This window comes from Skermanella sp. TT6 (assembly GCF_016653635.2).
Taxonomy (GTDB): domain Bacteria; phylum Pseudomonadota; class Alphaproteobacteria; order Azospirillales; family Azospirillaceae; genus Skermanella; species Skermanella cutis.
Window position 1 is genome coordinate 598,550 of the sequence record NZ_CP067421.1, and the last position, 19,627, is coordinate 618,176.

General features: G+C 69.6%; 18 protein-coding genes and 1 pseudogene. 15 read left to right on the forward strand and 4 right to left on the reverse strand.

The window, feature by feature from the left end; translation table 11 throughout:
• Nucleotides 1–61 precede the first annotated feature (61 nt).
• Nucleotides 62–760 (forward strand): FadR/GntR family transcriptional regulator, encoded by a 699-nt coding sequence (locus IGS68_RS30595; protein WP_201081988.1) that lies wholly within the window; start codon nt 62–64, stop codon nt 758–760.
• A 427-nt stretch (nt 761–1,187) separates the two neighbouring features.
• A pseudogene (locus tag IGS68_RS30600) lies at nt 1,188–1,607 on the forward strand (transposase); the annotation flags it as partial.
• 53 nt (nt 1,608–1,660) lie between these two features.
• On the opposite strand, the gene IGS68_RS30605 reads toward IGS68_RS30600, so the two are convergent.
• The 4 genes from IGS68_RS30605 to IGS68_RS30620 are packed head-to-tail and all read right to left on the reverse strand — an operon-like array spanning nt 1,661 to nt 6,574.
• Nucleotides 1,661–2,188, reverse strand: coding sequence for a MarR family winged helix-turn-helix transcriptional regulator (locus IGS68_RS30605; RefSeq protein WP_247881439.1), 528 nt, complete (start codon nt 2,186–2,188; stop codon nt 1,661–1,663).
• A 56-nt stretch (nt 2,189–2,244) separates the two neighbouring features.
• A complete protein-coding gene (locus tag IGS68_RS30610; RefSeq protein ID WP_201081990.1) occupies nt 2,245–3,381 on the reverse strand; it encodes a xanthine dehydrogenase family Fe-S subunit in 1,137 nt (378 codons plus the stop codon).
• Complete coding sequence (locus IGS68_RS30615) at nt 3,381–4,211, reverse strand: FAD binding domain-containing protein (RefSeq protein ID WP_201081992.1); 831 nt, start codon at nt 4,209–4,211, stop codon at nt 3,381–3,383. Before IGS68_RS30615 ends, IGS68_RS30610 begins: the two co-directional genes overlap by 1 nt.
• Nucleotides 4,208–6,574, reverse strand: a complete 2,367-nt coding sequence (locus IGS68_RS30620; RefSeq protein WP_201081994.1) for a xanthine dehydrogenase family protein molybdopterin-binding subunit — start codon at nt 6,572–6,574, stop codon at nt 4,208–4,210. Before IGS68_RS30620 ends, IGS68_RS30615 begins: the two co-directional genes overlap by 4 nt.
• A gap of 520 nt (nt 6,575–7,094) precedes the next feature.
• Between IGS68_RS30620 and IGS68_RS30625 the strand changes: the two genes are divergently transcribed.
• The 13 genes from IGS68_RS30625 (at nt 7,095) to IGS68_RS30685 (ending at nt 19,478) form a co-directional block, all read left to right on the forward strand.
• Nucleotides 7,095–8,186 carry an ABC transporter substrate-binding protein gene (locus IGS68_RS30625; RefSeq protein WP_201081996.1) on the forward strand — a complete coding sequence of 364 codons (1,092 nt, stop codon included), beginning with the start codon at nt 7,095–7,097 and terminating at the stop codon, nt 8,184–8,186.
• Between the two features lie 39 nt (nt 8,187–8,225).
• Nucleotides 8,226–9,068, forward strand: coding sequence for an ABC transporter ATP-binding protein (locus IGS68_RS30630; protein ID WP_247881440.1), 843 nt, complete (start codon nt 8,226–8,228; stop codon nt 9,066–9,068).
• The gene (locus IGS68_RS30635; protein WP_201081998.1) at nt 9,065–9,865 is read left to right on the forward strand and encodes an ABC transporter permease; all 801 of its coding nucleotides are present in this window, start codon (nt 9,065–9,067) and stop codon (nt 9,863–9,865) included. The genes IGS68_RS30630 and IGS68_RS30635 overlap by 4 nt, the downstream gene beginning before the upstream one ends.
• A 30-nt stretch (nt 9,866–9,895) precedes the next feature.
• Nucleotides 9,896–10,735 (forward strand): alpha/beta fold hydrolase, encoded by an 840-nt coding sequence (locus IGS68_RS30640; RefSeq protein ID WP_201082000.1) that lies wholly within the window; start codon nt 9,896–9,898, stop codon nt 10,733–10,735.
• A 31-nt stretch (nt 10,736–10,766) separates the two neighbouring features.
• Nucleotides 10,767–12,092, forward strand: a complete 1,326-nt coding sequence (locus IGS68_RS30645) for an amidohydrolase/deacetylase family metallohydrolase (protein WP_201082002.1) — start codon at nt 10,767–10,769, stop codon at nt 12,090–12,092.
• A gap of 41 nt (nt 12,093–12,133) precedes the next feature.
• Nucleotides 12,134–13,240, forward strand: a complete 1,107-nt coding sequence (locus tag IGS68_RS30650; protein ID WP_201082004.1) for an ABC transporter substrate-binding protein — start codon at nt 12,134–12,136, stop codon at nt 13,238–13,240.
• Between the two features lie 7 nt (nt 13,241–13,247).
• The gene (locus IGS68_RS30655) at nt 13,248–14,102 is read left to right on the forward strand and encodes an ABC transporter permease (protein WP_201082006.1); all 855 of its coding nucleotides are present in this window, start codon (nt 13,248–13,250) and stop codon (nt 14,100–14,102) included.
• 5 nt (nt 14,103–14,107) lie between these two features.
• Nucleotides 14,108–14,440, forward strand: coding sequence for a Rieske (2Fe-2S) protein (locus IGS68_RS30660; protein ID WP_201082008.1), 333 nt, complete (start codon nt 14,108–14,110; stop codon nt 14,438–14,440).
• Complete coding sequence (locus tag IGS68_RS30665) at nt 14,437–15,309, forward strand: FAD binding domain-containing protein (protein ID WP_201082010.1); 873 nt, start codon at nt 14,437–14,439, stop codon at nt 15,307–15,309. Before IGS68_RS30660 ends, IGS68_RS30665 begins: the two co-directional genes overlap by 4 nt.
• Nucleotides 15,306–15,785 carry a (2Fe-2S)-binding protein gene (locus tag IGS68_RS30670; RefSeq protein WP_201082012.1) on the forward strand — a complete coding sequence of 160 codons (480 nt, stop codon included), beginning with the start codon at nt 15,306–15,308 and terminating at the stop codon, nt 15,783–15,785. The genes IGS68_RS30665 and IGS68_RS30670 overlap by 4 nt, the downstream gene beginning before the upstream one ends.
• A 3-nt stretch (nt 15,786–15,788) precedes the next feature.
• Nucleotides 15,789–18,089, forward strand: a complete 2,301-nt coding sequence (locus IGS68_RS30675) for a xanthine dehydrogenase family protein molybdopterin-binding subunit (protein ID WP_247881441.1) — start codon at nt 15,789–15,791, stop codon at nt 18,087–18,089.
• Nucleotides 18,086–18,991, forward strand: coding sequence for an ABC transporter substrate-binding protein (locus IGS68_RS30680; RefSeq protein WP_201082014.1), 906 nt, complete (start codon nt 18,086–18,088; stop codon nt 18,989–18,991). Before IGS68_RS30675 ends, IGS68_RS30680 begins: the two co-directional genes overlap by 4 nt.
• 328 nt (nt 18,992–19,319) lie before the next feature.
• Entirely contained in the window at nt 19,320–19,478 is a 159-nt protein-coding gene (locus tag IGS68_RS30685; RefSeq protein WP_201082015.1) for a hypothetical protein, read from the forward strand.
• Nucleotides 19,479–19,627: the final 149 nt, after the last annotated feature.

Here is a 19,627-nt window from a genome sequence, read left to right on the forward strand (position 1 = left end):
CTTTCTCCCTTTACGGGAATCAGGAATAGCAGGCTCGGTGAAAGGCAAGCTCGGTGAAGGAATGACTCCACTCAACGGGGCGCGAGCGCCGGTTCCGCAGACCATCGTGTGGCGCATCCAGGACATGATCCAGTCCGGCGAGATCAAGCCGGGGGAAAAGCTGCCCTCGCAGCGGGACCTCGCCGTCCGCTTCAGCATCAGCAGGGCGTCGCTCCGCGAAGCCATGAGCGTCCTGGAAACGCTGGGCTCGATCCGGATCGAGCCGGGACGCGGCGCCGTCGTCTGCGCCGAAGGCTCGCAACCCGGCTGGCGCTTCGGCAACCGCATCCCGAAGGAGGACGTGTTCCAGGTCCGTCTTCACGTCGAAGCCTATACGGCGGGTCTCGCCGCGCCGCGGATCACCCAATCGGAAGTCGATGAGCTGCGCAGGACGATCGGGGAGATGCGCACCTGCTTCGAGGAGGGTCAGTTGGAGGGCGTTGCCCGGACCGACCTGCACTTCCACACGGCGATCGTGACGGCGGCTGGAAACCGGGTCTTCACCGACATGTACCAGAGCTTTTCGGCGATGATCCTGGAAAGCCACCGGGCGCCGCTGACGGCTCGCGACCGATTGTACGAACCGGTGGCGGAGCATGAGAGCATCGTGGCCGCGCTGGAGCGGCACGACGCCGAGGGTGCGGTCTACCACATGCGCTACCACTTGATCCGGGCCGCCGGCCGCAGCGGCATCGACGAGGACCTGTGCAGGTCGTGGTAATACCCCGCTCCTCTCATATCGTAGGACCGCCCGCTCACGGATGAGCTGGCTCCCGGAACTGAGACAGGTGATTTCGTGAGAGGCCTGCTGTTCCGAAAAACAGAGGGTGTTGAGGTGAGGACGAGATCAATCTGAGCAATGGGACGATGTGAGATTTAAGGCCGATCGATTTCCGACATGATGATGCTGTGGTGCACGGGGGCCGAAGAGCACGGATTCCTCCCCTGGCTCGGTGATCTTCAAGCGGCGGGGACGGGGTCTGAGGTCGAGCATTCGGTTGAGGATGCTGACAGCGATGCGGGCTTCGGCTTCCTGCGCTGGCCGGTTGTGCGAGCGCAAAGCGTTGCGTTGGTGCACGGATGCGGCGGTTGCCCGTGCGTATGATGCTGGATAGAAGCAGGTCCTTTTCTGATCGCCCTGCCTGAGCATGCCGCACAAGTACAATGCCGACCGCCGCCACCGGATTCCGAGAACCCGCTACAAGGTGACGAACTGGCAAGCCTACGAGGCTGGCCTGCGCCAGCGCGGCTCGCTGACGATCTGGTTCACCGAGGACGCGATCGCCGCTTGGCAGGCACCGCGGCGGACCACGCCGGGCGGCCAGGCGCGTTACTCGGACCTTGCGATCGAGACAGCGCTGATCCTAAGAGTGGTGTTCCGCCAGCCGTTGCAGCAGACCGAGGGGCTGGTCGGTTCACTGCTCGGGCTGATGGGGCTGGACCTGCCGGTGCCGGACCATTCGACGTTGAGCCGGCGGGCCGGGACCTTGGCGGTGGCTCCTCAGCCCCGGGGGGCGAGCGGACCGGTGCACCTTCTGGTCGACAGCACCGGGGTGAAGCTCAGCGGGCCGGACGCAACGTGAAATGGCCGCCGGAAGTCCGCCGATCCAATGGTCCCTCGTCAGCTCAGCCGCAACGGGGCGCGTCCGACATCGTTGTTGGCGTCGACCAGACGCTTCAGGGTGTCGATGAATGCCTGCCGCTCGTGAGGCGGCAGGGCATCGATGGTGCGCAGATGGGCCCGGCTCGCCCCCTCCGCCAGCCGTTCCAGCGTCAGCCGGCCGGCGTCGGTGAGTGTCGCCAGCCTCATGCGCCGGTCGTCGGAGGCGATCCGGCGATCGATCAGGCCGCGCTTGCTGAGGCGGGCGAGCACGTCGGCGATGTTCGTCCGGTCCAGTCCGACGGCCTGCGCCAGCGCCGTCTGGTCGGCGGTGCCCAGGTGGTCAAGCGTCGTCAAGACGCTGTACTGGACAGGCGTTATGTTTTCCCCGGCGCATTCCTCCGCGAACAGGGCGACATGGATCTGGTGGAGGCGTCTGATCAGGAAGCCCGGCCGCTCGAAGATCGGCAGAGAGCGCCAGCGGTCGGGTGGCTCCGGTGTGTCGCTCTGGTCGGGCATGGGGGCGGAGGTGTCGGCGGGTGGTGGCATGTGACCGGCTTGCTCGTCGGGAGACGCACCATAGGCCATGGAAGCCGGCCGCACCATCACCACCCGATCGTCTTCCTGAGTCGTGCCAGCAGGGCGCCCAGGACCAGCCCGATGCCGCTGGCAGGACCCGCGGCGGCGGCGGGCTCTCCCCGGGCCAGCGCGGAGAAGTTGGCGGCGAAGTCCGACAGGAGCCTGTCGATCACGCCGGAAACGATCGCCGGCCGGCCGAACTGCGCCAGCGGCCCTTTCAGCCGGTAGGTCAGCTCCACCTCGACCCGGCTGCCGCCGTTGTCGTCCGGCAAGACGCGGAAATCCATCGCGCCGTCGGCCGACGACCGGCTGCGGGTGTCGCCGCCGCGCCCCCGGACAGTTCCGGATCGGGCGGCCTCGTCGAAGCCGACGGCCGCCTTGCCGGCGAACGCGGTGCGGATGGGACCGATCGCGACCGTGAAGGTACCGTCCAGCACGTTCTCCTCCGGCGGTCCGGCCAGCTTCGCTCCGGGCAGGCAGGCGACCACCGCGTCGATCCGCTTGACCAGTTCCCAAAGGCGGTCCGGCGGAAGGTCGAACGGGATCGAGCGTCCGAGCGTGACGCCGTCCTTGATCGCACCGGAAGCATCGAGGGGTTGGGATGCCGGATCGGGAGCCTGCGGGGGGGCCGTCCGGGTCCGCCCGGCGGCGACGGTCCGGGGTGCCGGTCCGGTCCGGGAGATCGGCTGGACCGGCGCCGGGACGGGGTCGGCCAGGACGTCCCGGATCGCCTCGACGATGCCGGCGTAGCCCGTGCATCGGCACAGATTGCCGGCCAGCTCCTCGCGGATGCGATCTTCGTCGGCGTCGGGCAGGCGGCGGACGATGTCGTAGGCGGTGACCAGCATTCCGGGCGTGCAGAAGCCGCATTGGAGCGCGTGGCGGCGCGAAAAGGCATCGCGCAGCCGTCCCATCAGCGGGTCTTCGTCGAAACTCTCGATCGTCCGGACCTCCGCGTCCGCGCAGGACGCGGCGAAGGTCAGGCAAGACCGGACCGGGCGCCCGTCCACCATCAAGGTGCAGGCGCCGCAGACCCCGTGCTCGCAGCCCACGTGGGTGCCGGTCAGCAACTGGTCCTCGCGCAGGAAATCGGCGAGATGGGTGCGCGGCTCGACCTCGGCCGAGACGGTCCGGTCGTTGACGCGCAGGGTGACGGCGTTCATCAGGCTGCTCCCCGGTGCGGCCGGCCGGCCGCGATGGCGATGGCCTCGCGCAGGGCGACGGCATGGAGGGCGAGTGTGCGGGCGGGCCGGTCGGGCAGGGCGCGCCGCAAGGCTTCCTCGGCGGACAGGGTTCCGGACAGCACGGCGCCGGCGTCGGGCAGCAGGATCGGCGGCCGCTCGATCGCGCCGGCCACCAGCCGGACTTCCCCGGTCCGGTCGTCGATCAGCACGGCGGCGCTGGCCTTGGCGAACTCGCCCACCTTCCGGGTGAACTTCCAATAGCCCCAGCGCGCCTGCGGGCCGCGCTTGGCGATGCGGACGCCGGTCAGGATCTCGCCCCGGCGGAGGGTCGTCGCGAAGGGGCCGGCGATGAAGGTCGCCAGCGGTTCCACCCGGACGGCGCCGGCCGGGTCGGCGACCACCGCTTCGGCCCCCAGGGCGGTCAGGGTGACCACCCAGTCGGCCGCCGGGTCGGCATGGACGAGGCTGCCTCCCAGGGTCCCGCGGTTGCGGACCGCCCGGTAGGCGATGCGTCCGGCGATCTCCCGCAGCCAGCCGCCGGTGGCGTCGGGGACGGCTCCGTCCTCGATCTCGGCATGGGTGACCGCGGCGCCGTAGAGGAGGCGGTCGCCCTCGTCGGTCACGGCGCGCAGGTCGGCGGCCCGGGAGATGTCGACCAGGTGCGCCGGGCGCGCCAGCCGCAGGTTCAGCATCGGTCCCAGCGACTGGCCGCCGGCGACGATCCGGGCCTCCGGCGACCCGTCCCCGGTCAGGGCCGCGGCTTCGGCGGCGTCACGGGCCGTCGTCAGGTCGAAGGGCGCGGGCTTCATGCCGCTTCTCCCAGGCGGGCCTTGCGCTCCGCGGCGTCGAGGGCCGCCATCACCCGTTCCGGCGTGATCGGCAGTTCCGCGACGCGGGCGCCGAGCGGCCGCAGCGCGTCGTTGACCGCGTTGGCGATGGCGGCGGGCGGACCGATCGCGCCGCTCTCCCCGATCCCCTTCTGGCCGTACCGGCTGAGCGGCGACGGCGTCTCCATGTGGAGGATGCGGATCGCCGGAACCTCGGCGGCACCGGGCAGGTGATAGTCGGCGAGGGTGGCCGCCATCGGCTGGCCGTCGGCGTCGAAGCGCATTTCCTCGAACAGGGCGGTGCCGATGCCCTGCGCCGCGCCGCCCAGCACCTGCCCGTCCACCACCATCGGGTTGATCAGCGTGCCGCCGTCCTCGACGATGACATAGTCGAGCAGCCTGACTTCGCCGAGCGCCAGATCGACCCGGACGGTGACGGCATGGCACGCATAGGAGAAGGTGCCGGTATCGCGGACCGTCCGGTAGCCCTGGGTCACCTCCAGGCCGCCGGGATCGACGTCGGGCGGCAGATGCTGGGGCGCCAGGTACCACAGGCGCGCGATCTCGCGCAGCGGGATCTCGCCGGCCCCCGCGCGTGCCACGCCGTCCGCCAGCACGACGTCGTCGGGAGCCGCCTGGAGCAGGTGTGCCGCGATGTGGCGGATGCGGTCGCCGAGCTTGGCCGACGCGGCGGCGACGGCGCCGCCCGCCATCACGATGCAGCGGGATCCCCAGGTGCCCGTGGAGTAGGGGGTCAGCGCCGTGTCGCCATGGACGACGCGGACCGCCTCGGGCCTGATTCCCAGCTCCTCGTAGGCGATCTGGGCCAGCGTCGTCTCCAGGCCCTGGCCGTGGCTGTGAACGCCGACGCGCACCTCAAGGCCGCCGTCAGGGGTCAGGCGGGCCGTCGCCTGTTCGAACCCAGGCACCATGGGAATGCCCCAGCCATGATAGACCGAGGTGCCGTGGGCGCCCTGCTCGCAGAAAACCGAGAATCCGACGCCGATCCGGTAGCGGTCGTCGCCCTCCATCTTCTGCCGCTGCCGGACGGCGGACACGTCGATCGCCTCGACCGCGCGGCGCAGCGCCTCGGGATAGTCGCCGCTGTCGAAATACTTGCTGGTGATGCTGGTGAAGGGCATTTCCGACGGTTCGACCAGGTTGCGCCGCCGGATTTCCCACGGTTCGATGCCCAGTTCCTCCGCCAGCCCGTCCATCAGAAGCTCCATCGCGAAGCAGACGCCGGTACGCGCGACGCCGCGATAGGGCAGGATGGGCGGCTTGTTGGTCGCGACCGACCAGGTGCGGCAGCGATAGCCGTCCATGCGATAGGGACCGGGCAGGATGCTGGCGACCTGCGCCGCCTCCAGGCAGGCCGAGAACGGATAGATCGAGTAGGCGCCGGAATCGACGATCGCCTCGCAATCGACCGCCAGCAGCCGGCCGTCGGCGGCGGCGTAGCCGGTGATCTCGTAATGGTGCTCGCGGCAGTTGGCGCCCCCCGTCAGGTGCTCCCGCCGGTCCTCGATCCAGCGGACCGGGCGCCGCAGCCTCAAGGCGAGCCAGGCGGCGCAGACCTCCTCGGTCAGCAGCACGCCCTTGTAGCCGAAGCCGCCGCCGACGTCGGGAGCGACGATGCGGATGCGGGACTGGTCGAGGCCGAGCGAGGCGGACAGGCCGGTCCGCACGATGTGCGGCATCTGCGTCGCGGTATACAGGACGAGCTGTTCCGCGTGGTTGTCCCAGACCGCCACCACGCCGCGCCCCTCGATCGGCGCCATGCATTGCCGGGCCGTCCGGCAGGTCCGCCGGACTACCGCCGCGGCTCCCCGGATCGCCGCGTCGAAGCCGGTATCCACGGCCGTCTCGAGGAAGACGTTCTCGTCCCAGTCGGCGTGAAGCAGCGGCGCGTCGGCGGCGCGGGCACGGGTCATCTCGGACACGGCGGGCAGTTCGTCGAACTCGACCGACACGGCCTCGGCCAAGTCCTCCGCCAGGGCGCGGGTGGAGGCCACGCAGGCGGCGATCGGCTCTCCGACGTGCCGCACCTTGTCGGCGGCCAGGATCGGCTGGACCGAACTCCTGAAGCCGCGCAGCCCGGAATCCGCCCGGATGCCCGTCACGCCGTTCAGGTCGGCCGCGACGAAGACATCCTCCGCGCCGTCCGCCGGCTTGGAGATCGAGCGGATGCGGCCATGGGCGACGGGGCTGCGGACGAAGGCGATGTCCAGCATGCCGGCCATCCGGATGTCCGCCACGTAGCGGCCCCGTCCCCGCAGGTAGCGATCGTCCTCCAGGCGCGTGATCGACGCGCCCACTCCGTAATCCGTTCCCTTGCCAGCCATGTCGCCGTCCCTGATTGCATCGCGAACGGGGCGGAATGACGCAACAGGCGTGCCAACGGGCCCGCGGCGATGGAGGCGCGCCGCTGCTGGAACCGAGTGGATCCGCATCGGCGGGAAAATACTCAGTATACTGACGAATGCCTTCGGGATGAGCATGGCGTGCGCAGAATTCGACCAGCCGGCAAAGCCGGGAAGAGGCTTGTGAATACTGGGATATCTCGATTTCCGACCGACAACAGGCGCGACCTACCGACGCATGCGGCCAAAAGCTGCACATTGTAAAGGCGCAAAGTATCGGTTCCGGCTGAGTCCGGATCTGTGAAATCGAGCAACGATGCGGGTCAAGGCGTCTGGCACGGTGATTGCGACGCCATCCGCCATGGACAAATCGGATGCCATGCAAGGTCTGGCCGGGGACAGGGTCGGCTGGTCTTCGACGGTATCGATTTGAACGATGACCTTTCCCGGCTGGAAAAGGCCCGATCCGACCCGAAAGAAAATAGACGAAGCGAGGTGCGATGTGCGCGAATTTACTTCAAGCAGGCGGGATGTACTGAAGGCTTTCGGCGCCATTGCTGCGACTTCCGCATTCATTCCCCGTCCATCCGGCGCGGCGACGCGCAAGGTCTCGCTGACCCTGCCCTGGGTCGCCGAAGGCGGAAACCTGTTCGCCTATGTCGCGAAGGCCAACGGCTACTGGGCAGAGGGCGGACTGGAGGTCGAGATCGCCCGCGGCTACGGCTCCCTCGCCGCGTCGCAGGCGGTCGGGAACCGCCAGTTCGACTTCGGGCTCGCCGCCGCGTCGGCCGGCATCCAGCAATCGGCGAAGGGCCTGCCGGTCGTCCAGCTGATGAATTGCGGCTATGACTCCACGATGGGCGTCTGCTTCCTCGAGGATTCGCCCATCACCAGCCTGCGGGGACTGGAGGGCAACCGGCTGGGCGCCACGACCACGTCGGGGGAATACCCGTTCCTGCCTGCCTTCGCGGCCAACGCGGGCTTCGACCTGTCGAAGGTCGAGATCGTCCAGGTCGATGCCGCGGTGCGCCAGCGCATCCTGATCGAGAAGCAGGTCGGCGCGATTTCCGGCTTCGCGGTCAGCTTCCTGCCGGTCTTCGTCGCCAACGGCATCAAGACGCGCTTCACGCTGTACAGCCAGTATGGCCTGAGCTTCTACAACAACGCGCTGATGACCCAGCCGCAGCGCCTCGCGGAGGAGCCGGACGTCTGCCAGGCGATGGTGACGGGCCTGGCCAAGGCGATCCGGTTCTGCCTGCTCCAGCCCGACCAAGCGCTCGACATCTTCTTCCGCCAGGTGCCGGAAGCGGGGCTGACGCCGACGGGGCGCATCCAGGCCAGGGTCGGGCTCGGCATCTTCCGCATGTCGATGATGAGCGACGTCCTGCGCTCCAACCCGATCGGCTACGCGGTCCCCGCGGACTACGAGAGCATGACCGACCTGGTGATGAAGCATCTGGCGGCTGCCGGGGATACCCGCCCAGCCGTCGACGCGACCATGACCAACCGCTTCGTCGGGGGCGAGAGCCTGACCCCGGCGGAATTCGAGACGGCGCTCGCCGGGACGCGCGAGTTCACCGCCTACTTCCAGTGAATAACTGCCAGCGATGGGGTTTCCGATATGACTGCGGCCATGCAGACGATGGCGCCGGACCGCGCGATCCGGGTCGAACAGGTCCGCAAGATCTACGACACGGGGCGGGAGCGCACCGAGGCCGTCAGCGGCGTCAGCTTCGGCGTGGAGCGGGGCGAGTTCGTCGCGATCCTCGGCCCCAGCGGCTGCGGCAAGAGCACCCTGCTGATGATGTGCGGCGGGCTGGAGAGCACGACCTCCGGCAGGATCGAGGTCGACGGCGCGCCGATGACCCAGCCCCGGCCGAGCATCGGCGTGATGTTCCAGGACGCCTCGCTGCTGCCTTGGAAAACGGTGCTGGAGAACATCCTGTTCCCGATCAGGATCCTGAAACGCCCGCGCGCCGAGTATGTCGAGCGGGCGCGGTCGCTGATCGACATGGTCGGATTGCACGGTTTCGAGGACAAGAAACCCCACCAGCTTTCCGGCGGCATGCGTCAGCGCGTCGCGATCTGCCGCGCCCTGGTCTATGATCCGGACATCCTGCTGATGGACGAGCCGTTCTCGGCCCTCGACGCGATCACCCGCGACGAGATGGGGGAGGCGCTGCTCGACATCTGGGAGCAGTATACGAAGACGGCGCTGTTCGTGACCCACAGCATCCGGGAAGCGGTCCTGCTGGCCGACCGGGTCCTGGTGATGACCCGCCGGCCCGCGACCATCGTCGAGGACATCCGCATCCCGTTCGGCCGTCCGCGGCCGCGCGACATCGTCGGCGCGCCGGAGTTCAACGAGATCTGCGTCCACCTGCGCTCCCTGATCGAGAGCGGGCAGGGCGCGAACGGCGTGGGGAGAAGGGCGGGCGACGGTCCCGTGCTCCAGCCCGGGCGGAGGGGAGCATGAGCATCACCGCGTCCCCGGCGGATCGTCCGTCACCGCTCCCGGCGATCCTCCGTCGCAATTTCCCCGTCATCCTGCCGGTCGCCACGGCGCTGGCGGTGCTGGTCGCCTGGCAGGCGGCGGTCATGCTGTTCGACGTCCCGCGGGTCATCCTGCCGGCGCCGACCGAGATCGGCGCGCATTTCCTGTCCAACCTGCCGATGCTGCTCGATCATGCCCGCAGCACCGGGCTGGAAGCCCTGGCCGCCTTCCTCCTGGCGACCGCGGCGGGGGCGACCATAGCCGGCTTCATGGCCGCCTTTCCGGTGGTGCGCGAGACGCTCCAGCCGAACTTGGTCGCCTTCCAGCTCGTGCCCAAGATCGCGCTGGCGCCGATGTTCGTGATCTGGCTGGGGATCGACACGCCCTCCCGCCTCGCCTTCGCGGTGTTCCTCAGCTTCTTCCCGGTCGTGATCTCGACCACGGTGGGCCTGTCCAACACCGACCCGGTGTCGCTTCGGCTGTGCCGGTCGCTGGCGGCGAGCCCGGTCCAGACCTTCTTCCAGGTCAGGGTCCCCTTCGCGTTGCCCTACCTCTTCAACGGCATGCGCATCGCCTCGACCATGGCGATCATCGGCGTCGTCGTCGCGGAGTTCATCTCGTCCCGGTCCGGCCTCGGCTTCTACATCCTCTACGCCTCGTCGCGGATGGAGACGGTCGGGATCTTCTCCGCGCTGCTGATGCTCTGCATCGTCGGCCTGGCGCTGTTCGGCGCCGTCGTCCTGGCCGAGCGGATCGTCCGCCGGACCTATCTCGCCTGACCGGCGATCACCTTCAAAGGAGAGTGTCGGATGACCGGCGTTCCGTTTCCTTTTCCGGCCCGCCTGCCGGCCGACCGGATCGCGATCGGCGACATCGCCCTGGCCGCCTGCGTCGCGGGCGCGGGCCGGCCGATCGTCTTGATCCATGGACTGGGCTGGGACAGGAACCTGTGGCTGCCCCAGGTCGAGCGGCTGTCCGCCCGGTACAAGGTGATCGCGGGCGATACCCGCGGCCACGGAGACAGCGACAAGCCGGCCGGCCCCTATTCGATAGACCTGTTCGCGTCGGACTGGGCGGCCCTGCTGGACCGCTTGGACGTTCGCGGCGCCTGCGTAGTGGGGTTCTCGCAGGGCGGGATGGCCGCGCAGATCCTGGCGGCCCGGCGACCCGACCTGATCTCGGCGCTGGTCCTGGTCAGCACGTCGGGACGCTTCCCGGATGCCGGACGGGAGAACATGGAGAAGCGCCTCGCGGCGCAGGCGGCCGAGGGGCCTGAAGCCTCCGCCCGGGTCGCCGCCGAAAGCATCTTCTCCGAAGCGTGGCGCGCGGGCCATCCGGCGGAGCTTGAACGGTTCGTCGCCTGGCGGGCGGGGCAGGACCAGCAGGCTTTGGCCCACGCGATGCGCGCGACCTACGGCTTCGACGCCACCCCGTTCCATGCCGGCATCGGCGTGCCGACGCTGGTGCTGGCCGGCTCCGCGGACGGCCTGACGCCGGCCGCGGGCATGCGCGACATCGCCGCCGCGATCCCCGGGGCCGCCTATGCCGAGGTGCCCGGCGCCGGGCACATGATCCCGATCGAACGGCCCGACGCGTTCGACCGCGCGCTCGACGGCTTCCTCGATACCCATTACCCGGCCGCAGGCTGACGCCGCGCCGGTCCAACTGGAGGATTCCACCATGGAAGGCAACACACAGACCGGCACCGTGGGAGCGCTGCCGGGCCGGATCGACCTGATCCTGACGGGCGGCCGGGTGCTCGATCCCGCCGCGGGGCTCGACGGCATCATGGATGTCGGGATCGGCGGCGGCAGGATCGTCGCCATCGCGCCCAGCGTTGAGGCGGGGGACGCGCGGCGCGTGTCGGTCGAGGGATCGGTCGTGACGCCCGGCATCATCGACACCCATGCCCACGTCTACCAGCATGTCAGCGGGGACTTCGGCCTCAATCCCGACATGGTCGGCGTGCGCTCCGGCGTCGCGACGGTCGTGGACCAGGGCGGGGCCAGCGCACTGACGATCGACGGCTTCCGGCATTTCATCGTCGATCCGTCCAAGACGCGGGTGCTGAGCTTCGTCTCGGCCTATCTAGCGGGCGGCCTGCTCGGGCACAAGTACGTGGACCTGTACGGTCCGACCGGCATCAATGTCGGCGCGATCGTCAAGGCGGCGACCGACAATCCGGACCTGATCAAGGGCATCAAGGCCCATGCCGAGCCGGGCGGCTATTCGCGCTGGGGGGTCGAGTCCCTCAAGCTCGCCAAGCAGGCGTCGCGCGAGTTGAAGCTGCCCGTCTACGTTCATCTCGGCACCCTGTGGCCGGAGAAGCCGGGCGTCTCGGTGGACGCGAAGGCGATCATCGAGGAGGTCGTGCCGCTGCTCGACCCCGGAGACATCCTGGCGCATCCCTTCACCCGCTATCCCAGCGGCTTCGTGGCGCCCGACGGCAGCATCCATCCGCTGGTGCGCGAGGCCCTGGCGATGGGTGTCAGGATCGATGTCGGCCGGGGCGCCCATTTCTCGTTCGACAATGCCAAGGCGGTTCTGGACGGCGGCATCCTGCCCCACACCATCGGGGCGGACCAGCATGGCTACAACGTCAAGCTGGTGGGCGAAAAGCGCTGGTACCGCGGCATCTTCTCGGACACCGACCTGGCGCCGGACGACGCGCCGGTGGACGACAGCCCCTATTCGACCCCGCTCGGCATGCTGCACGCGATGACCGAGCTGATGGCGCTGGGCGTCGGGCTGCCCGACCTGGTCCGCATGGCGACCGCCAATTCCGCCGACATGCTGGGCCTGTCCGGAGAGATCGGCGTGCTGCGCCCGGGCGCTCCCGCCGACGTGTCGGTCTTCCGCGTCCTGGAAGGGGATTGGATGCTGGAGGACTCCAACGGGGTCAAGGTCCGGACCGACCGCTTCCTGAAGCCGGAGATGGTGGTCCGCGCCGGCGAGATCATCCGCGCCGACAGCCCGATCATCCCCGAATTCGCCGACGCCGCCTGACCACCGCAGCCGCCTGACCACCGCAGAAGGAGCCAACCGCCATGACCCGCTTCACGCCTCCCCTTTCCCGCCGGACGCTCCTGAAATCCGCCGCCGCCGGCACGGCGCTGGCCGCGATGGCCGGCCCGCTGTCGGCGCCGGCCCTGGCGGCCAACCGGCCGGTCAAGTTCACGCTGGCCTGGCTCGCCCAGGGAACGACGCTCTACGTCTACCTGGCCAAGGCGAAGGGCTTCTTCAGCCAGCGCGGCCTGGACGTCGAGATCTCGCGGGGCTACGGCTCGCTGCCGGCGGCGCAGAGCATCGCGGCCGGGCAGTTCGACTATGGCATCGTGATCTCCACCCCGCTGATCCTGTCGATCGCCAAGGGCCTGCCGCTGAAGGCGATCGCGACGGTGGACTATGACGCGACCATGGGCATGGGCGTTCTCCAGGACAGCCCGATCACGGCCGCGAAGGACCTGACCGGCAAGAAGATCGGCGCCGTCCCGGGATCGGCGGAATACCCGTTTTTCCCCGCCTTCATGCAGAAGGCCGGCATGCAGATGAGCGACGTCGAGCTCGTCCATCTGGATAACAAGGTGCTGGAACGGGCGATGACCGAGAAGCAGGTCGCCGCCATCATGGGCATCGGCTCGTCCAGCCTGCCGGTCATGCTATCCAAGGGCATCCCGGTGCGCTGGCTGCTCTACAGCTCGGTCGGCATGCGGACCTACGGCCAGACCATCGTGACCCGTCCGGAGGTGCTGGAACGCGACCCCGCCGTGTCCGAGGCGGTCGTGGACGCGCTGATGGAGGCCGTCGCCTATTCCATGAAGAACCCGGAGGAATCGATGGAGATCTTCGCCCGCGAGGTGCCGGAGATCGCTCTGACCCAGAACGGCAAGGAGTTCGTGCGCATCGGCCTGGGCCTGGCGCACCATACCATCGCCCGCTCGGAGGCGATGGAGCATGGCCTGGGCTGGGGCGATCCCGCCGTGTACCAGGAGATGATCGACCTCGTCATGACCTACGCCGGCGGCGAGGGCATGACCCGGCCGACGGTCGAGCAGGTCTTCACCAACGATTTCGCGGGCGAGTTCAAGCTGGAGCAGCCGGAGTGGCAGTCGGTCCAGGCACGATCCGCCGAATTCGGCAAGCTGGTATCCTGAGCGCCCCATGGCGGTCGATGTCAGCCAGGCTGCCGGGCGGATCGGGCGGGCGGTGTTTCCCGCCCGCCCGATCTCCTGGCGTCCGCACGGTCCGGCGATCCGCCGCGTCGTGCTTCCTCTCGCCTTCGTCGTGATCGTGTTCGCCGCCTGGGAAGCGGCGGTCCGGCTCTCGGGCGTTTCCTCGATGATCATCGTGCCGCCGTCGGCGATCCTGGGCGTCCTGTCCCAGCACTACGCGATCCTGATGCAGCATGCCCTTCCGACCCTGACCGAAACGGTCCTGGGCTTCTCCCTGGCGTCGCTGCTGGGCATCGTGCTCGGTACCCTGATCGCCTCGTCGGAGCGTATGCGGCAGGCGATCTATCCCAACATGGTGCTGTTCCAGGTGATACCGAAGGTGGCACTGGCACCCCTGTTCATCGTCTGGCTGGGCATCGGGATGCCGTCGCGCCTCGCCTTCGCGGTGTTCATCGCCTTCTTCCCGGTGGCCGTCTCCACCGCCGCCGGCCTGTCCGGGACCAGCCCGGCGGCCTTGCGGCTGTGCCGGTCGCTGACGGCGAGCCGCTGGCAGACCTTCGTCCATGTCCGGTTTCCCTACGCGGTGCCCTACATCTTCGCCGGGCTGAAGGTCGGCGTCACCATGGCCGTGATCGGCATCGTGGTGGGGGAGTTCGTCACCGCGCAGGCGGGGCTCGGCTACATCATCATGTTCGCCTCCTCCGCGGCGGAGACGGCGCTCGCCTTCGCCGCCGTGCTGCTGCTGTGCGCGGTCGGCGTGATCCTGTACGGGGTGGTGGCCGCGCTGGAAATGGCGGTGATGCGCAAGCTGGACGCGCCGATGTCGGCCGGCGACGTGGTCTGAGCGGCATGGACCTCGCCGCCAGCCGCGACCTGGAGGAGGGCGGGGCGGTCCTGGTGGCGGTCGGCGCCGGGACGGAAGCGCGCCAGCTCATCCTGCTGCGCGTCGGCGGCGTCGCCGCCGCCTATGTCAACGCCTGCCCGCACATGGGGATCATGCTGGACTGGGTAGCCGAGCGGATCACCGCGCCGGGCCGGCGGTGGCTGCGATGCACGGCGCACGGCGCCCTGTTCCGCCGCGAGGACGGGGTGTGCGTCAGCGGCCCCTGTGCGGGACAGGGGCTCCTCCGCGTGCCTGTGACGGAGCGCGGGGGTCGGATCATGCTGGAGGAAGCGTCTTGACCACACCATCGAACCTTCCGGCCCCGCTGGTCGGCCTGCGTGGGCGCCGGCGGATCGCTCCCTTCGTCCTGGCGCGCCCGGGCGGCGTCGCCGAGGCGATCGCCCTGGGGCAGGCACCGGGTTCCGCCTGGATGGGGGGAGGCGTCGACCTGATGGACGGCCTCAAGCGGGGCATGCCGCTGGATCGGCTGGTTCCGCTCGGCGCGTTGGCCGAACTGGGGACGATCTCGCGGTGCGAGGACGGGGTGCTGCGCGTCGGGGCCTTGGCGACTTACCAGGACTTGGCCGACAGCGCAGTGGTCCGGGAGGCCGCGCCCGACCTCGCGGCGCTGATCGGCACCGTCGCCAATTTCCGGATCCGGAGCAAGGCCACGGTGGGCGGCAGCGTCATGTCCGGAAACGGGCAGTACGACCTCATGCCGGCGCTGCTGGCGCTGGATGCCGTCCTGGTTCTCGCCGGGCCGGACGGCGATGCCCGCATTCCGGCGGCCGCCCTTGTTCCGGACGAGCCGCGCCTGCTGCGGGCGGTCGAGATCCCGGCCGGGGAGGTCACCCGCCTGCGGGTCGACCGGACGCTCCGGCCCGCCGTCTGCGTCTTTCTGGGTCTCGCTTTCCATGGTGGCGCGGTGGTCCGGCTGCGGGCGGCGGTGTCCTGCGCCCATCCACGGCCCGTACTGGCGGAACTGGGACCCGATCGCGTCGCCGCCGCCGATCCGGCGCGGGATGCCGCGGCGCTGGCCGCTGAACTCGCCGCCGGTCTCCCTTCTCCGGTCGATGACGGGACGGCGTCGGCCTCCTACCGGCGCCGGGTCATCCCGATCCTGATCCGGCGCCTGCTGGAGGCATCTTCGACGGAGCCGCAGGCATGACCGGAACCAGCTTCGTCCTGAACGGCCGGGTTCTGGCCCTGGATGCACCAGACAATGCGGTGCTCGCGGACCTCCTGCGCGACGTGCACGGGCTTTACGGGTGCAGGATCGGATGCGACCAGGCCGTCTGCGGCGCCTGCACCGTGCTGGTGGACGGCGCGCCGATGGCGGCCTGCTCCACCTTCGCGTTCGAGGTGGCTGGGCGGGCGGTCGTGACGATCGAGGGCATGGCGTCCGCCGACGGCACCCTCGACCCGGTGCAGCGGGCCTTCGTCGAGGAACGGGGCTTCCAGTGCGGCTACTGCACGGCCGGGATCATCCTGACCGTGCGGGCGCTGCTGGACCGGGATCCCGACCCGGACGAGGCGGTCATCCGGTCCTGGCTGGGAGCCAATGTCTGCCGCTGCACCGGCTACTCCGCCATCATTTCCGCCGTGCGCGCCGCGGCCCGCCTGCGCCGCGAAGAGGGAGCCTGAGCGATGGACGGCCGTTCCAAGGTCACGGGGGAGGTCCGCTACGCGGTCGACGCGGCGCTGCCCGGCATGCGCCATGCCAAGCTGCTGCGCAGCCCCCATCCCCATGCCCGCATCCTGCGCGTCGATGCCCGCCGGGCGCTGGCGCTGCCGGGCGTCGTGTGCGTCGTCACGGGCGAGGACGCGGCCCGGATGCCGGACCCGCGCCACGGCTTCTCGGTCCGCGACCAGCCCGTGATCGCGATCGACAAGGTCCGGTATGTCGGCGATCCGGTCGCCGCCGTGGTGGCGGCGGACGAGATGACGGCGCTGGCGGCGCTGGAGCTGATCGATGTCGACTACCAGCCGCTGCCGCCGGTCCCGACGATGGAGGAAGCGCTGGCGCCCGGAGCGCCGCTGCTGTTCGACGAGCCGCATCCCGGTCCGCCGCTGGGGGTCGGCGCCGGATCCTGGAGCCGCAACGAGCCGGCGCCGAACGTGCTGTACGAATACGGCTATACCCGGGGTGACGTCGCTGCCGATCTGGCCGGGGCCGCCCACGTGTCCACCGACAGCTTCGCGGTCTCCCGCATCGGCCACTACTACCTGGAACCCTATTCGGGCGTGGCGCGGGTGGAGGCGGGGCGGGTGGAACTGTGGTCCTGCAACCAGGATCCTTTCATGATCCGCGCCGACATCGCCCGCATGTTCGGGCTTCCGGTCAATGACATATGCATCCATTCGCCCATGATCGGCGGCGGCTTCGGCGGCAAGAGCTACTGCAAGCACGAGCCCCTGATCGTGCTGATGGCGATGAAGGCGCGGGCGCCGGTGCGGCTGGCCCTGACCCTCGACGAAAGCCTGCTGACCCTGACCAAGCATGCCGGGATCCTGACGCTGACCACCGGCGTCGATGCCGCCGGAAGGCTGGTCGCCCGGCGGTCGGAGCTGCGCCTTGACGGCGGCGCCTACGCCGATGCCAGCGCCATGGTGGCGCTCAAGGCGGGATATCGCATCACCGGCCCCTATCGCTGGAAATCGGTGCTGACCCGGGCGTCGATCGTCCGCACCACGACCGTCCCGGCGGGGTCCTATCGCGGCTTCGGCGGCACCCAGGCCAGCTATGCCTCGGAATGCCAGATCGACATGATCGCGCGGCGGATCGGCATCGATCCCCTGGAATTCCGCCGGCGCAACCTGCTGGAGGTCGGCGAGCCGTTCGCCCCCGGCGACAGCGGCATGGACAGCGACCTGAGGCGCGGCCTGGACGAGGTCTGTCGGCGCATAGGGTATCATGAGCGAAGGAACGGCGGTCGGAGCGGCGGCGCCGGCCGCGGCATGGGGCTCGCTGTCGGCATCAAGGACGGCGGCGGCACCGGCAACCATGCCCAGGCCATCGTGACCGTCAGCCAGGCCGGAGACGTGACGGTCAGCGCAGGCACGACGGAGATCGGCCAGGGAGCCGCGACCACCCTGTGCCGGATCGCGACCCTGGCCCTCGGCCTGCCGCTGGCGAACGCGCGCTACGCCCCGATCGACACCGACCGCACCCCGCTGAACAACGGGACGCATGTCAGCTGCGGCACCACGGTCACCGGAACCGCGGTCCAGCGCGCGGCGGAGGATGCGCGCGCGCAGATCCTGGGGTTCGCCGCCGGGCATCTGCAATGCGGTCCGGAGGATCTGGTCCTGGACGGCTGGGCGGTGCGGCGGGGCGGGGAGACGTTTCCGCTGGGTCCCATGATCGCCTCCTGGTTCGGCGGGGTCGGCCATGTCTTCATCGGGCGCGGCGCGATGAAGGTGCCGTTCGACGAGCGATCCCCGGTGCGGGCCCGCAACCTGTTCTGGATGCCGAGCTGGGCCGGGGCGGAGGTCGAGGTGGACCGGGCGACCGGCCGCCTGAGGGTCCTGCAACTGGTCGTCGGCGCCGACGCCGGCCACGCGATCGATCCGGCCTCGTGCGTCGGGCAGATCGCCGGCGCGGCGCTCCAGGCGTTCGGGCTGGCCATGTTCGAGGAACTGCGGTATCGCGGCGGCGCGGTGCCGGAGAACGCCGATCCCCGGGCCTACCGGGTGCCGATGGCGGCCGACCTGCCGGACCGGTTCGACTGCTTCGTGGAGGAGCACGGGCTGGGTCCGGGGCCGTTCGGGGCCAAGGGATTGGGGGAGAGCGGGATGCTGGCGGTCGCCGCGGCCATCGCGAACGCGATCGAGGATGCGACCGGCGCCCGCGTGACGCGGATCCCCTTCACTCCGGAACGGGTGCTGGACGCGCTCGACCGTCTCGATGCGGACACCATGCCGGAACGGCGGAGTGCGGCCGAATGAAACTGGCGATCCCGGACCTTGTCTCACCCTCCTATTTCCCGGCCATCGCGGCGATCGAGCTGGGGCTCTGCCGCAAGCACGGGCTCGACGTCGCGCTGAAGGTGATATCGCCGGTAGACGCGGCCTATCGGGCGCTGCGCGACGGAACGGTCGATTTCGTCGGCGGCTCGTCCCATTCCGCCGTGTCGGCATTCCCCGACTGGCATGGCGTGAAGCTGATCTGCGCCCAGTCCCGGGGGCTTTACTGGTTCCTCGTCATGCGGGCCGACCTGGGCCTGGACCGGGGCGATGCCGCCGGGTTGCGACGATGCCGGATCGGCGCCGCGCCCTGGGTGCGGCTGACGCTGGAACGGCTGCTGGCCGCGTCGGGCATCGACGGCGTGACGATCGTCCCGATCCCCGGCGCCGCCGGCGCGCGGGTCAATTACGGCGTGACCGCCGCCCGGGCTCTGGCCGAAGGGCTGATCGACGGGTTCTGGGCGAACGGCATGGGGGCGGAACTGGCCGTCCGGAGCGGCGAGGGCATGGTGTTTCTCGATCCCCGGCGCGGCGACGGGCCGGCGGAGTGCTTCGATTACACGACCGCGACCGTGGCAACGACGGACCGCCTGATCGAACGGGCGCCGGAAGCCGCCATCGGCATGGCCCGCGCCGTCGCCGAGGCGCAGGCTGTGCTGCGCGACGATCCCCAGGTGGCGACCCGTATCGCCGGAGCGCTGTTCCCGCCTGCGGAAACCGGCTTGATCGCCGAACTGATCCGGCGCGACCTGCCGTTCTACGATACCTGCCTGCCGGAGCGCTCGGTCGCCGGCATGATCGCCTTTTCGCGGGAAGTGGGCATTGTGTCCGGTCCGATCCCATACGACAGGATCGTCGCGGTCAGTGTCCGGAAGGCGGTGTGAGAGTCTGTTCGCAGGCGGGACGCGCCGGCCGGTGCTGGCCGGGATGCTACATTGAGGTGAATAGGGCTGACGCGCGGGACGGCGGCGGGCTTTGTCTGCGGCCGTCGCCAACAGTTATCGGACCAGCCGCATATGGGCACCGCCGTCAGACCCGCCAAGCTTTCGCCGGCCTCCTGGGATGCGTTCTCCGACGTCGATGCCTTCGTCGACGCGGTGCTGGCGGAACTCGCGGCCATGGCGGCGGACGGCACCCCGCGGACCCGCTCCGTGCTGAAGCCGCCACTGGCCGGAGCGGCGCTGCGCCAAGGCGATCCTGGCGATCTGGTGCGTGGCATTTTGCGGACTGCAGTGGCGCGCCCTCGGCTTGCTGTGCGACATCCCGTTCGGCACGCTGTATACGCTGTTCGCCCGCTGGACCCGGCTGGGTCTGTGGCGCCGGCTGCTCGACCGCCTGATCCGCCTTGTCACCCAGCAAATCAGAGCATGACGTCTACAAACAGACTCTGAAACCCCGTATTCGCCAGATCAAGACCGATGACTGCCGCGGACATAGCGCGATCTCCCTGATGAGGGTGACCCATCCATCAGGCGGCACTATCTTGCCCGATGCGGAGGCCGTTCATCCCATCACGTCGA